This window comes from Allobosea sp. UNC402CLCol, assembly GCF_000745475.1.
In the GTDB taxonomy this organism is placed as follows: domain Bacteria; phylum Pseudomonadota; class Alphaproteobacteria; order Rhizobiales; family Beijerinckiaceae; genus Allobosea; species Allobosea spartocytisi.
Genome location: NZ_JQJJ01000014.1, coordinates 113,482 through 127,272, shown reverse-complemented (window position 1 = coordinate 127,272; position 13,791 = coordinate 113,482). Strand labels below are relative to the sequence as shown.

Sequence of the window (13,791 nt, the reverse complement as noted above, 5' to 3'; positions counted from 1 at the left end):
ACCGCCTGGCTTATATGCACTGCACAACGAGATTGTCGCTGTGGGCACCGCCCCGCTCCGGAATACACGCAAGGAAAACCACCATGTTCGTCACCATGATCGCTGCCAAGATCCGCGCCTACCTCCGCTACCGCGAGACCGTTCGCGAGCTCTCCCGTCTGACCGACCGCGAGCTCGACGATCTCGGCCTGTCGCGCTCGGAGATCAACTTCATCGCCCGCTCGCACGCCGCGGCCTGAAGTTACCGAATACGAACCGCCACGCGTCACGCGTGGTGCGTTCCGTGTAGTTTCTCCTGAGGCTCGTGTTTCCCCTCCCCTCGAGCTTCGGTCGAAGAGCGAATGCCCGCCTCCCGGCGGGCATTTTGCATTTTGGGGCCGTCTGACCCCGCCGTCATTGCTTCGCCGCTACGCGTCTCGCAATGATGCAGCCCGAATTCATCCCTTGACCTGAAAGCCGGCTGCGGACACATCCGAGCCATGGCAACCTCGTCAGTTCAACCCGTACACGTCATCGGCGGCGGCCTCGCCGGCTCGGAAGCTGCCTGGCAGATCGCTCAGGCCGGCATCCCCGTCATCCTCCACGAGATGCGTCCGGTGCGCGGCACCGACGCCCATAAGACCGAAGGGCTGGCCGAGCTGGTCTGCTCGAACTCCTTCCGTTCCGACGATGCGTCGAGCAATGCCGTCGGCCAGCTCCATTGGGAGATGCGCCGGCTCGGCTCGCTGATCATGGCCAAGGGCGACGCGCATCAGGTCCCGGCCGGCGGCGCGCTCGCGGTCGATCGCGACGGCTTCTCGCAGGCCGTCACGGCCGCGCTGGAGGCTCACCCGCTCGTCACCATCGAGCGTGGCGAAATCGCCGGCCTCCCGCCGGCCGCATGGGACAATGTCGTCATCGCCACCGGCCCGCTCACCTCCTCGGCTTTGGCGCAGGGCATCCTGTCGCTGACCGGCGAGAGTTCGCTCGCCTTCTTCGACGCGATCGCGCCGATCGTCCATTTCGACTCGATCGACATGGATCAGGCCTGGTTCCAGTCGCGCTATGACAAGGCCGGTCCGGGCGGCACCGGTGCCGACTACATCAACTGCCCGCTCGACAAGGACCAGTACGAGGCCTTCATCGACGCGCTCCTCGCCGCCGAGAAGACCGAGTTCAAGGAGTGGGAAGGCACGCCCTATTTCGACGGCTGCCTGCCGATCGAGGTCATGGCCGAGCGCGGCCGCGAGACCCTGCGCTGGGGGCCGATGAAGCCGGTCGGCCTCACCAACAAGCACAACCCGACGGTGAAGGCCTATGCGGTGGTGCAGCTTCGCCAGGACAACGCGCTCGGCACGCTGTTCAACATGACCGGCTTCCAGACCAAGCTGAAATATGGCGAACAGGCCGCGATCTTCCGGATGATCCCCGGCCTGCAGAACGCCGAGTTCGCGCGGCTCGGCGGCATCCACCGCAACACCTATCTCAACTCGCCGAAGCTGCTCGACGAGCGGCTGCGGCTGAAGGCCGATCCGCGGCTGCGCTTCGCCGGCCAGATCACCGGTTGCGAGGGCTATGTCGAGAGCGCCGCCATCGGCCTCCTCGCCGGACGCATGGCGGCGGCCGAGCGGCTCGGCCGCGACCTGCCGCTGCCGCCCGCGACGACGGCGCTGGGCGCGCTGGTCAACCACATCACTGGCGGCCACATCACCACCATCGACGAGGGCCCGCGTTCCTTCCAGCCGATGAACATCAATTTCGGCCTGTTCCCGCCGATCGAGGGCGTCGCCAAGACGGGCCCCGACGGCAAGCGCCTCAAGGGCCCGGCCAAGAGCCTCGCCCGCAAGCAGGCGCTGACGGCGCGCGCCAAGCAGGTGATGGAGGAATGGGCCGGGAGTGAGCAAGCGGAAGCGGCCGAGTGAAGCGCTGACCGTCATCCCCGGTCGGAAGCGAAGTGCAGCCCCGGGGGCTCTTTTGGAGGAGATGCTCGGTCCGAGCCCGAGCATGACGGAGCCTCTCAGCTTTTCCGCGCCGCCCGCCACAGGATCCACTGCCGGCGCCAGGCCGGCAGGGTGATGATTGTGCGATAGGGATCGTAGCCCTTGCCTTCCATCTTGCGCAGATAGGGCTCGACCAGCGCGACCGGCAGGAAGGCGGCCTGCACCGCCGGCGGAATCGTATCGCTCAGGCTCGCGAGCTGCTTGAGATGGTTGCGCGCGATCTCGCGCAATTCCTTGAGCGTATAAAGCACACCGGGCCCGCCGCGCCCGCGCACGATGTCGTCCCGCGTCACGCCGTTGCGGGCCAGGATGTCGGCCGGCAGATAGACCTGCCCCTCCGCCGCATGCCAGGGGAAGGCGCGCATCAGCCCGGCCAGCGCATAGGCGACGCCGGCATGGCCGCAAGCCACCGCCCCGCCGGGGTCACGCCCGCCGGCCAGCACGATGCAGGCGAGCCGGATCAGGGCGCTGGAAGTCTCTCCCGCATAGCCATCCAGATCCCGCAGCGACGGCATGGGGTCGTCATAGAGATCGAAGGTGCGGGCATCGATCAGCCCGGTCAGTGGCGCGATCGGCAGGCGATAGCGCTTCACCGTGTCGAGCAGCGCCGCAGCGACGGGGTGGCCCTGCACCTCGCCATTCGGCTGGCCTTCGAGCAGGTCGCGCCACCATTGCATCCTGACCTCGCCCGGCAGCGGCTCGCTGACGAGCGCCCTCACCCGCGCGATCTCCTGGCTGAAGGCATAGAGCGCGAAGAGCCCGTGGCGGCGCGCCTCAGGCGCGTAGAGCGTCGCGATATAGCGATCCTGATCCTGCTCCCGGACCAGCGCCGCGCAATGCGCATAGGCCTCCGGCAGGCGCGCAGGCACCCTATCGTCGCGCTGATCTGTCTGAACCTGCGGTGTCGTACCGTCTCGGCCCGCCATACCCGGCCTCGCTTTCGTCCTCAGTCTAGGCCAATGCCCCCGCGGGGGCTACGCCCACGATTCATGGCTGCCAAAACGCCGCAGCCGGACGCGGCCTGTGCCGCGATCTCAGGGGATGGCGATCAGCGCCGCAGCGACGCGGCGATCCTCGGCGACGAGGACATTATAGGTCCGCGCGGCGGCGCCGGTCGCCATGCCTTCCACGGTGATGCCGGCCTGCTTCAGCGGCTCGCGCAAGGCCGGCGGAATGAAGGCGATGTCCGGCCCGGTGCCGATGATCAGGAAGTCGATCGCCCCGGCCTCGTCAAGAATCGGCTGGAGGCTGTCGAGCGTGACCTCGGAGAATTGCGTCACCGGCCAGAGCCGGATGCCGGCCGGCGTCGCGATGATCGAGCCCTTGTGGCTCATCTCGGCGAAACGGAAGCCACCGGCTCCGATCGCATCGAGCGCCCAGCGCCCCGGCACGAAGCCCTCGAAGCGTGCCATGGCCGCCGGCCTCAGCCGGCCTTGGGCTTGGCGCCGGCGAGCGTCTTCTCGCGGGCTTCCTCGCGCTGGCCCTGGCCGCGAACGTCCATGTAGAGCAGCACCGGCGTCGAGACGAACATCGCCGAATAGGTGCAGACCACGACGCCGAACAGCATGACGAGCGCGAAGCCCTCGATCGCCGAGCCGCCGAAGATGACGAGCGCGAGCAGCGACAGGAAGGTCGTCGTCGCCGTCATCGCGGTTCGCGACAGGGTCGAGTTGACCGAAAGGTCGAGCAGCTCCGGGATCGGCATCGTCTTGTAGCGGCGCAGCAATTCGCGCGTGCGGTCGAACACCACGACCGTCTCGTTCAGCGAATAGCCGACGATGGTCAGGATCGCCGCGATCGAGGTCAGGTTGAATTCGAGCTGCGTGATCAGGAAGAAGCCCATCGTCAGCACGATGTCGTGCAGCGTGCCGAGGATCGCGCCAATGGCGAGCGGCATCTCGAAGCGGAACCAGAGATAGATCAGCACGCCCATGATCGCCAGCACGACGCCGAGCGCGCCGGCCTGAACCAGCTCGCCCGAGACCCGCGGCCCGACCGTCTCGACGCGGCGGAACTCATAGGTCGAGGCGAAAGCGTCGCGCGCCTTCGTCACCACGCCCTGCTGCGCCGCCTCGCCGCCCGCCTGGAGCGGAAAGCGCATCGACAATTCCGTGCCGTCGCCGAACTCCTGCACCTCCGCCTCGCCGAAGCCGAGGGCATTGGCGGTCTGGCGCACTTGCGCGATCTCGATCTTGCCGCTCTTGGCCTGCATCTCGATCAGGGTGCCGCCCTTGAAGTCGATGCCGAAATTCAGGCCGACCGTCAGGAAGAGCGCCAGCACCAGAATCGAATAGGCGGCCGAGATCGGATAGCTGAACCGGCGGAACCAGACGAATTTGAAGCGGGTATTGTCGGGAACGATACGAAGCAGGCGCATGGCCAATCTCCTGGAGCTTGGGCTGCGTCAGAACGGGAGGTGCTTGGGCTTGGCCCAGCGATACCAGACGGCGATCAGCATCCGGGTCAGCGTCACCGCCGTGATGACGGTGGTAAGGATGCCGAGGATGAACACCACGGCGAAGCCGCGCACCGGGCCGGAGCCGAGCGAGAACAGCGCCACGGCCGCGATCAGCATGGTGACGTTCGAGTCGATGATCGTCGCGAAGGCGCGCTGGAAGCCGGCCTCGAGCGCCGAGACGAGGCTGCGGCCCTGATGCTCCTCCTCCCGCATGCGTTCATAGATCAGCACGTTCGAATCGACGGCCGTGCCGATGGTGAGCACGATGCCGGCGATGCCGGGCAGCGTCATCGTCGCCCCGATCAGCGACATCAGGCCGAAGATCAGGCAGACATGGACGAAGAGTGCGACGCTCGCGATCAGCCCGAAGATGCCGTAGGTCCCGAGCATGTAGAGCACGACGAGAACGCCGGCGATCAGCGTCGCGAGCTTGCCGGCATGGATCGAGTCGGCGCCGAGGCCCGGGCCGACGGTGCGCTCCTCGACGATGGTCATCTTGGCCGGCAGCGCGCCGGCGCGCAGCAGGATCGCCAGGTTGTTGACCTGCTGGACGGTGAAGTTGCCGGAGATCTGACCCGAGCCGCCGGTGATCGGCGACTGGATGACCGGCGACGAGATCACCTTGTTGTCGAGCACGATGGCGAGCGGGCGGCCGAGATTTTCGGTGGTGATCTGGCCGAAGCGCTGCGCGCCGCGGATGTTGAAGCGGAAATTCACGATCGGCTGGCCGGTGCGCGAATCGAAGGAGGGCTGCGCATCGACGAGATCGGCGCCGTCGACGACGGGCTGGCGCAGAACCGGCACGGGCTGGCCGCCCGAATCCTGCGAGGGCAGCATGTCGACATCGGTGCTGTTGGCATCGCCCAGCAGGCGGAACTCCAGCTTGGCGGTGTCGCCGAGGATTTCCTTCAGCCGCTGCGAATCCTGCAGGCCGGGCACCTGGACGAGGATGCGGTCGAGGCCCTGGCGCTGGATGTTCGGCTCGGTCGTGCCGAGCGCGTCGACGCGCCGGCGCAGCACTTCCATCGCCTGCTCGACGGCGCGGCGGATGCGCTCGTTCGAGCCAGCTTCCGTCACGGTGAGCTGGATCAGTCCGTCGGGCTGCTCGGTGATCGCGATCGACTGGTTGCCAGACGGGCCGAAGGCGCCGAGCGTGCCGACCGGCTGCGAAAGCTCTTGCAGCTTGGGCAGCACACGCGCGCGCTCGGCCGCATCGGGGATGCGCATCTGCACGCCGCGCGTCGTCGTCTGGATGCCGCCCTGGAGGCTGATGCGCTCCTCGCGCAGGATGCGGCGCGTATCGTCGCGCAACTGCGTTACCTGGCTGCGGATCAGATCGGCGCGGTCGATCTCGAGCAGGACGTGCGAGCCGCCCTGCAGGTCGAGGCCGAGCACCACCGCATGGGTCGGCAGCAGGAAGCGCGGAATCCAGGAGGGGGCATTCTCCTCGATCGACTTGCGCGTCTCCGGCGAGAACAGGTTCGGCACGGCGAGCCCGCAGCCGAAGAACAGCACGAGCAGGACGAGAATGACCTTGCGGGCCTGGAGACGAAGCATCTGCGTGAACAGCCTTGTTGTGGGGGCTGGCCTCACGAGGAGGCCAGTCGTCGTCTTGGGCGACGTCGCCTCAGTTCTTGACCGGCTCGCTCTTCGAGCGGACGTCCTGGATCATGCCGCGCACGATGCGCACCCGCACGCCTTCGGCGATCTCGGCCTCGACCTCGCCGTCGTCGACGACCTTCGACACCTTCGCGACGAGCCCGCCGGAGGTGACGATCGTATCGCCGCGACGCACGTTCTTGATCATCTCCTGATGCGCCTTGGCCCGGCGCTGCTGCGGCCGGATGATCAGGAACCACATGATGACGAAGATCAGAAGGAACGGCACCAGCTGAATCAGCATGTCGGAGCCGCCGCCGGCTCCAAGCGACTGGGCAAAAGCGGGGGTGATCACAAAAACACTCCTCTGGTGCGACGGCAACGAGCCGCCAAGCCGCAAGACACGCCGCGAAAAGACACGACAAAAGCATCGCCCGGCCGGAAAATCGCGCGGACTATAGCCAGCAATGCCGTGAAATCAATCGGACACGCCCACTCGCGCGAGCGCGCTCCTCACCTATGGGCTTGCCGCCATTCGCGCAATGCCCTTGCGCAAGATCGCACAACGCGGTTTAGCTAGGCACGCAACCGTACCGGACGGTACGGTACGGTTGTCAGCCAAACCATGAAGGCGCATGCCAGATGACCGACAAGACCACCGAGAAAACCATCGACCAGACCGCCACCGAGACGCTCGCGACCCTGCTGCGGATCGCTTCCGCGCTGGAGCGCATCGCCCCTCAACCGCGCAAGCCGATCGACCTTGCGGCGGCGGACGCCTTCGTCTGGCACGCGGCAGGCTCGGAGCTCATGCCGGTGCCGAAGGTCAACCGCGTCGCTCTGTCCCTGCTGCGCGGCGTCGATCGCGTCCGCGACACGCTGGCCGAGAACACCGAGCGCTTCGCCCGCGGCCTGCCCGCCAACAACGTCCTGCTCTGGGGCGCGCGCGGCATGGGTAAGTCCTCGCTGGTCAAGGCGGTCCATGCCGACACCAACCAGCATCTCGCCAAGAGCGAGCGGCCGCTGAAGCTGATCGAGATCCACCGCGAGGACATCGAGAGCCTGCCCGCCTTGATGAGCCAGCTCCGCAGCGATCCGCACCGCGCCATCGTCTTCTGCGACGATCTGTCCTTCGACGGCGACGACACCTCCTACAAATCGCTCAAGGCAGCGCTCGATGGCGGCGTCGAGGGTCGGCCCGAGAACGTCGTGTTCTACGCGACCTCGAATCGCCGCCACCTGCTGCCGCGCGACATGATGGACAATGAGCGCGCGACCTCGATTAATCCCGGCGAGGCGATCGAGGAGAAGGTCTCGCTCTCCGACCGCTTCGGCCTCTGGCTCGGCTTCCACAAATGCAGCCAGGACGAATATCTCGCGATGATCGACGGCTATGTCGCTCATTTCGGGTTCACCGTCGCCCCGGAGGAGTTGCGCCGCGACGCGCTCGAATGGGCGACGACGCGGGGCTCCCGCTCCGGCCGCACCGCCTGGCAATACATCCAGGACCTTGCCGGCCGGCTCGGAAAGAAGCTGGAGGGGTGAAGCGCGAAGGTCATGGTCGGGCTTGTCTCGACCATCCACGTCTTCATCGACGCAGCGCACTGCTCAGGATCTGGATGCTCACCACAGGAGCGAGCATGACGGTATCCGAAAAAGCAAACAAAACGGGGCGCCTCTTCTGGAGGCGCCCCGTTCCGTATTCGATCGGCGGGGTCTCGCGGGTACCGATCGAAGGCTGAAGCCGGATTTGGGCAGCTTCGATCAGTTGTTCAGATAAGGCGTCGGATCGACCGGGGTCGAACCCTTGCGCAGCTCGAAGTGCAGTTGCGGCGACGAGACGTTGCCGGTCTGGCCGGAGCTGGCGACGACCTGGCCCCGCTTGACCGTATCGCCGCGCTTCACCTTGAGCTCGCCATTATGGGCATAGGCCGAGACATAGCCGTTGGGGTGACGGATCAGGACCAGGTTGCCATAGCCCTTCAGCTCGCTGCCGGCATAGGCGACGGTGCCCTCCTCGGCGGCCTTGACCGGGGTGCCGTCCGGCACCGCGATGTTGATGCCCTCATTGCCACCCTTGCCGCTGAAGCCCGAGATGACGCGGCCCCGGGCCGGCCAACGGAAATCGGCCTTGTCGGCGCTCGACGTCGCCGCCTCCTGCTTCGGCAGGCTGGCGGTCGTCTTGGGCTCGGGAGCGGGCTCGGCCTTCGCGGCCGGTGCAAGCTTCTCGGTCGCCGGAGCGCTGGCGACGGCGACGGGCTTCGTCGACTCGACCGCCGGAGTCGCAACCTTGGGCTGGCGGAGCTGCGCCGGGGCTGCCGCAGGCTTGGCCTCGGCGACGGCGGCCTTGCGGGCCTCCGCCTTGGCCTTGGCCTCGGCAGCGAAGCGGGCACGCGATTCCTTCATCGCCTGCGCATCGGCCTCCGCCTTGGAAGCAGCCGCAGTCCTGGCTTCGGCGACCGGCTTGATCTCGGCGGCGCTACGAGCCTGCGAGCGGACCTCGGTCGCAGCCTGGCGCACCGGCGCCGCTCCCTGAACGAAGCCGCGCGACTCGGGCGTGGGGGAAGCCGCACGCCGGACCGGCTCGGCCGCAGCCGTAGCCGCTCCACTGGCATTGTAGATCGGGATCGTCAGGCGGGTGCCCGGCGCCACATTGGCATTGCTCAGCCCGTTCGCCGAGATCAGCGCCGCGCGCGGCACGCCGTAGCGGGAGGAGATCATGTCCAGCGTCTCGCCCTGGGCGAGCACGATCGGCGTGCCGCCCTGCGCGGTCCAGCCAGCGGCACTGCCCCCGACAGGCTGCGCCGACGGAGCGGTCGCGACCGGAGCGACCGGCGCCGGCCGCATTGCGGCGGAGGCCTGCGGCGGCGGCAGCGACTGCGAGCGCACGACCGGAGAAGACGGCACCGGCTGCAAAGCGCCGGAGCTGGAGCCGATCGAACCGGTGGTCACCGGGTCGCGCACAGGCGCGGCCTGCGCCGTCCTGAACGGATTGTCGAAGGGAGTCTCGGTGAAGCGCAGCGTATCCGACGAGCAGGCGCTGACACCGAGGGCAAGCAGACAGACCGTCGAAAGACGGCAAAGGAGACGGGATTTGACCGTTCCGGCTTGGCTACGCATGGACAGAGTACTCGCGAACGACGCAACTCGATGAAGGCCATTAAAGTCCCGTTCAGGTTACGAAAGCGTTTCTCTCGCGAGTCCCGATTCACCTTTTTCGATTTTTTGCCGGCGTGGCCGCGACGTGCAGCGCGTTTGTCCGGTCCGGCGGGAAAGCCGTCAAAGGGCCTGCGAGCGGCCCGGAATCAGCGGCGGCAGCCGCAGAATCGGCCCCGTCGCGTAATCGAACTGGCCGTCACTGAGGCGGGTCACCACCACGCGCCGCGCCACGCCTTCGACGCGGAGCGCCCCGACCAGCCGGCCGCCGGGCGAAAGCCGCATCAGCAGGGCCTCCGGAACGGAATGCGTCACGCCGTTGACGAGGATGCGGTCGAACTGGCCCAGCGTGCGATCAGGCTGGAAGCCGTCGGCGTGGCGCAGATCCACCACTTTGCCGAAACCGCTGCCGGAGACGCGCTCATGCGCAGCCAGCGCCAGGGAGCGATAGCGCTCGAGCGAGACGACCTCGCCGCCAAGAGCGGCGAGAAGCGCCGTGACATAGCCCGAGCCGGTTCCGACCTCGAGCACGCGCGCGCCTGCCTGCAGGTCGAGCGCGCCGATCAGATTGGCGACCGTATGCGGCGCCGTCATCGTCTGGCCGCAGGGCAGCGGCACCGAGACGTCCTGCCGCGCGAGATCGGCGAAGCGGGCCGGCGCGAAGCGGTCGCGCGGCACGCGCTCCATCGCCCGCAGCAGCGCAAGATCGCGCACACCCCGCGCCCTGAGCGACAGGAGAAAGGCGACGGTGCGCTCGCCCTCGCTGGCCGGCACCTCCTCCCCCATCTCCGCCCCTCCCCTCAGCCTTCCCCAATCGCCTCAGGCGAAGACCTGCGCGAAGCGCGTCAGCGTCGGCTCATGGGTCAGGTCGAGTTCCAGCGGCGTCACAGAGATGCGGTTCTCGGCCATGGCGCGCAGATCGGTGCCGTTGGCCGGCTCCTTGCGGCTGCGCTGGAAGGCGATCCAGTAATAGGGATTGCCGCGCCCGTCCTTACGGGGCTCGAGCTTGACCAGTTCCTGGTCGCGCCGGCCCTGCACCGTGACGGAGACGCCCTGCACATCGCTGGGCCCCGCATTGGGGAAGTTGAGGTTGAACAGCACGCCCTCGGGAATCCCCTCCTCCAGCAGGCGGCGGATGATGCCCGGCGCATGATGCTCGGCGCAGTCCCAGCGGATATTGTTGCGGTCGCCCGGCGTATAGGCCTGGCTGATCGCGATCGAGGGGATGCCGAGCAGCGTGCCCTCCATCGCCGCGGCGATGGTGCCGGAATAGGTCACGTCCTCGGCGACGTTCGAGCCGCGATTGACGCCCGAGAGCACGAGGTCGGGCCGCACCTCGGCCATGACCGAGCGCACCGCCATGATGACGCAGTCGGTCGGCGTGCCCGCCACGGCGAAGCGCTTCTCGCTGATCTGACGGAGCCTCAGCGGATTCGACAGCGACAGCGAATGGGCGACGCCGGACTGGTCGCTCTCCGGCGCCACGACCCAGACATCGTCGGAGAGCTGATGCGCGATACGCTCCAGCACTTCCAGCCCCTCGGCATGGATGCCGTCATCGTTGGTGACGAGGATTCGCATCTCAGGCTGCCTTCTCGATCCGCGTCACGCCGCGCATATAGGGCACCAGCACGTCCGGCACGGTGATCGAGCCGTCGGAATTCTGGTAGTTCTCCATCACCGCGATCAGCGCGCGGCCGACCGCCGTGCCCGAGCCGTTGAGGGTGTGCACGAAGAACGGGCCCTTGCCGTCCTTGGTCTTGTAGCGCGCATTCATGCGCCGCGCCTGGAAATCGCCGCAGACCGAGCAGGACGAGATCTCGCGATAGGTCTTCTGCCCGGGCAGCCAGACCTCGATGTCGTAGGTCTTCTGCGAGGCGAAGCCCATATCGCCGGTGCACAAGGTCATCACGCGATAATGCAGGTCGAGTTTCTTCAGCACGGCCTCGGCGCAGGCGAGCATGCGCTCATGCTCCTCGCGCGATTTTTCGGGCGTGGTGATCGAAACGAGCTCGACCTTCTCGAACTGGTGCTGGCGCAGCATGCCGCGCGTATCACGCCCAGCGGAGCCAGCCTCCGACCGGAAACAAGGCGTCAGCGCGGTGAATCGAAGCGGCAGCTCCTCTTCGGAAAGGATTGATTCCCTTGCCAGATTGGTCAGCGGCACCTCGGCGGTGGGGATCAGCCAATGCTCCTCGCCAGCGCGGAACTGATCCTCACGGAACTTCGGCAACTGCGCCGTCCCGAACATCGCATCGTCGCGGACCAGCAGCGGCGGATTGACCTCCGTATAACCGTGCTCCTCCGTGTGCGTGTCGAGCATGAACTGCCCGATCGCCCGCGACAGCCGCGCAACCTGCTTCTCCAGCACGACGAAGCGCGCGCCCGAGAGCTTCGCCGCCTTCTCGAAATCCATCTGGCCGAGCGCCTCGCCCAGCTCGAAATGCTGCTTGGGATCGTTCACGCCCTTGAGAAGCCCGCGTTCCTCCGGTTTCACGCCATGGACATGCAGCACGACATTGCCGTGCTCGTCGGCGCCATCGGGCACGTCGTCGAAGGGCGTGTTCGGGATCGCCGCGAGCTTCTCGTCGAGAGCCTCCTTGGCGGCCTTCTCCTGCGCCTCCAGCGTCGGCTGCTCTTCCTTCAGCGCCGCGACCTCGGCCTTCAGCTTGTCGGCGAGCGCGACATCCTTCGCGCCCATCGCCTTGCCGATTTCCTTGGAGAGCGCATTGCGGCGCTCCTGCGTGGCCTGCGCCTTGGCGATCGACGAGCGGCGGACATCGTCGAGTTCGAGCAGCGAGGACGACAGCGGCGCCAGGCCTCTGCGTTCAAGCCCCTTGTCGAACGCCGCGGCGTTCTCGCGAATCCATCTGATGTCGTACATCGTCGTCCGGCCATGCCATCGCTGCGGAATGCAGCGTTGGATGCTCTAGACCGGGATCGCGCGCGAGGGAACCACCGACATCGGCATTCGGCGCCCCGATCACGTCATGGTCGGGCTTGTCCCGACCATCCACGTCTTCGTTCGGAAGCAGCGGCGTTCAAGACGCGGATGCTCGCCACAAGGGCGAGCATGACGACAGCACCCTACTCCGCGTCCTCGGCTGCCTTCGCGGCCTCGCCCTTCTTCTCCACGCGGCGCACCGAGAAGATCGAGAGCTCGTAGAGCAGCAGCATCGGCACGGCGAGCATGAGCTGCGAGATCACGTCCGGCGGCGTCAGAACCGCCGCGACGATGAACACGAAGACGATGGCGTAGCGCCGCTTGTCCTTCAGGAACTGCGAATCGATGATCCCCGCCTGCCCCAGCAGCGTCAGGATCACCGGAAGCTGGAAGGCGATGCCGAAGGCGAAGATCAGCGTCATGATCAGCGAGAGATATTCGCTCACCTTCGGCAGGAGCGCGATGCCGGCCTGCGTCTCGGTCGCCGCCTGCTGCATGCCGAGCGAGAACTTCATCAGCACCGGCATGGCGAAGAAGAAGACCAGCAGCGCGCCGAGCGTGAAGAACACCGGCGTCGCCACGAGATAGGGCGCGAAGGCGGCCTTCTCATTCTTGTAGAGGCCGGGCGCGACGAATTTGTAGATCTGCGTCGCGATCACCGGGAAGGCGAAAAAGCCGGCGCCGAAGGCCGCCACCTTGATATGGGTGAAGAGCAATTCGAGCGGGCCGGTATAGATGAGCTGCGCGTTGGCTGCGCTCCCCGCCGCCCAGACATAGGGCTTCACCAGGATGTTGTAGATCTGCGTCGAGAAGCCGAAGCAGATGAAGAACATGATCAGGAAGGCGATCAGCGACTTGATCAGCCGCGAGCGCAATTCGATCAGATGGTCGAGGAGCGGCGCGCGCGAGGCCTCGATCTCGTCTTCGCCCTCGCGAGGATTGGCGACGCTCATGCGGAAGTCTCCTCGCCCTTCGCCGTCTTCGTCTTACGCTTGCGGGCAGGCTTGGCCGGCTCCGCCGCGGTCGCTTCCGGCAAGGGCGTGTCCAGCTCTGCCGGCGCCACGGCCGCGATCGGCTTGACGCGCCGCGCGCGGGCCGGCCTGGGCTCAGCGCCATTCGTCTTCGCGGCGGGCTCGACGGCTTCCGCTGCCGGAGCGGCAGCGACAGGCGCAACCTCTTCGGGCTTTTCTTCCGGTTTGGCCTTGCGAACTCGCTTCGGCTTGGCGGCCGGCGTCTCGGCGGCAATCTCCACCGGCGGCAGCTCGGGAGCCGGCATCGCGGCGAGCTTGGCTTCCGCCTCCTTCAGCGCGGCCGTATCGGGCTTGGCCACATCGCCGGCCGTTCCGGAAGCCGAAAAATCCTTCGGCTCCTCGATCGGCTTGTAGTCCGTATGGGTGTTGAGCGAGCTCGACACGCTGCCGCCGACATCCTCGACCTGCTTCTTCAGGTCGGCGAGCTCGGCCTCGCGCATGGCCTCGTTGAACTGGCCCTGGAATTCGGCCGCCATGCGCCGGACCTTGCCGATCGTCTGGCCGACCGTGCGCAGGACTTTCGGCAGATCCTTTGGACCGATCACGACGAGCGCGACCGCCCCGATCAGCACCATTTCGCTCCAGGCGATGTCGAACATCGACGGCTCTTCCTATCGGCGCGCT

General features: G+C 66.9%; 14 protein-coding genes. 3 read left to right on the top strand and 11 right to left on the bottom strand.

Annotated features, from left to right (window positions below):
• Positions 1–83: 83 nt before the first annotated feature.
• The gene (locus tag GY40_RS27190) at positions 84–239 is read left to right on the top strand and encodes a DUF1127 domain-containing protein (RefSeq protein WP_081925531.1); all 156 of its coding nucleotides are present in this window, start codon (positions 84–86) and stop codon (positions 237–239) included.
• Positions 240–479: 240 nt separating this feature from the next.
• The gene (gene trmFO, locus GY40_RS19175; protein ID WP_038365574.1) at positions 480–1,901 is read left to right on the top strand and encodes a methylenetetrahydrofolate--tRNA-(uracil(54)-C(5))-methyltransferase (FADH(2)-oxidizing) TrmFO; all 1,422 of its coding nucleotides are present in this window, start codon (positions 480–482) and stop codon (positions 1,899–1,901) included.
• A 95-nt stretch (positions 1,902–1,996) separates the two neighbouring features.
• On the opposite strand, the gene GY40_RS19170 is transcribed toward trmFO, so the two are convergent.
• The 5 genes from GY40_RS19170 to yajC all read right to left on the bottom strand — a co-directional run bounded on the left by GY40_RS19170 (position 1,997) and on the right by yajC (position 6,340).
• Positions 1,997–2,848, bottom strand: coding sequence for a phytoene/squalene synthase family protein (locus GY40_RS19170; RefSeq protein WP_248311219.1), 852 nt, complete (start codon positions 2,846–2,848; stop codon positions 1,997–1,999).
• A 165-nt stretch (positions 2,849–3,013) separates the two neighbouring features.
• Positions 3,014–3,391 (bottom strand): Mth938-like domain-containing protein, encoded by a 378-nt coding sequence (locus GY40_RS19165; protein WP_038365570.1) that lies wholly within the window; start codon positions 3,389–3,391, stop codon positions 3,014–3,016.
• A gap of 11 nt (positions 3,392–3,402) precedes the next feature.
• A complete protein-coding gene (gene secF, locus GY40_RS19160) occupies positions 3,403–4,356 on the bottom strand; it encodes a protein translocase subunit SecF (RefSeq protein WP_038365568.1) in 954 nt (317 codons plus the stop codon).
• 27 nt (positions 4,357–4,383) lie between these two features.
• A complete protein-coding gene (secD, locus tag GY40_RS19155) occupies positions 4,384–5,994 on the bottom strand; it encodes a protein translocase subunit SecD (protein ID WP_038365566.1) in 1,611 nt (536 codons plus the stop codon).
• A gap of 70 nt (positions 5,995–6,064) precedes the next feature.
• Positions 6,065–6,340 carry a preprotein translocase subunit YajC gene (yajC, locus tag GY40_RS19150; RefSeq protein WP_166653019.1) on the bottom strand — a complete coding sequence of 92 codons (276 nt, stop codon included), beginning with the start codon at positions 6,338–6,340 and terminating at the stop codon, positions 6,065–6,067.
• A 338-nt stretch (positions 6,341–6,678) separates the two neighbouring features.
• On the opposite strand from yajC, the gene GY40_RS19145 reads away from it, so the two are divergent.
• The gene (locus GY40_RS19145) at positions 6,679–7,581 is read left to right on the top strand and encodes an ATP-binding protein (RefSeq protein WP_051988288.1); all 903 of its coding nucleotides are present in this window, start codon (positions 6,679–6,681) and stop codon (positions 7,579–7,581) included.
• A gap of 219 nt (positions 7,582–7,800) precedes the next feature.
• On the opposite strand, the gene GY40_RS19140 is transcribed toward GY40_RS19145, so the two are convergent.
• The 6 genes from GY40_RS19140 to tatB all read right to left on the bottom strand — a co-directional run bounded on the left by GY40_RS19140 (position 7,801) and on the right by tatB (position 13,766).
• Positions 7,801–9,156: a LysM peptidoglycan-binding domain-containing M23 family metallopeptidase gene (locus GY40_RS19140; protein WP_038365563.1), complete on the bottom strand. Its 1,356-nt coding sequence runs from the start codon at positions 9,154–9,156 to the stop codon at positions 7,801–7,803.
• 159 nt (positions 9,157–9,315) lie between these two features.
• The gene (locus tag GY40_RS19135) at positions 9,316–9,978 is read right to left on the bottom strand and encodes a protein-L-isoaspartate O-methyltransferase family protein (RefSeq protein WP_051988287.1); all 663 of its coding nucleotides are present in this window, start codon (positions 9,976–9,978) and stop codon (positions 9,316–9,318) included.
• 33 nt (positions 9,979–10,011) lie between these two features.
• Positions 10,012–10,773: a 5'/3'-nucleotidase SurE gene (gene surE / locus GY40_RS19130; protein WP_038365561.1), complete on the bottom strand. Its 762-nt coding sequence runs from the start codon at positions 10,771–10,773 to the stop codon at positions 10,012–10,014.
• A gap of 1 nt (position 10,774) precedes the next feature.
• On the bottom strand, positions 10,775–12,076 hold the full coding sequence (gene serS / locus GY40_RS19125; protein ID WP_038365559.1) for a serine--tRNA ligase: 1,302 nt from the start codon (positions 12,074–12,076) through the stop codon (positions 10,775–10,777).
• A 203-nt stretch (positions 12,077–12,279) separates the two neighbouring features.
• A complete protein-coding gene (tatC, locus tag GY40_RS19120; RefSeq protein ID WP_038365557.1) occupies positions 12,280–13,089 on the bottom strand; it encodes a twin-arginine translocase subunit TatC in 810 nt (269 codons plus the stop codon).
• Entirely contained in the window at positions 13,086–13,766 is a 681-nt protein-coding gene (tatB, locus tag GY40_RS27185; protein ID WP_081925530.1) for a Sec-independent protein translocase protein TatB, read from the bottom strand. Before tatB ends, tatC begins: the two co-directional genes overlap by 4 nt.
• Positions 13,767–13,791: the final 25 nt, after the last annotated feature.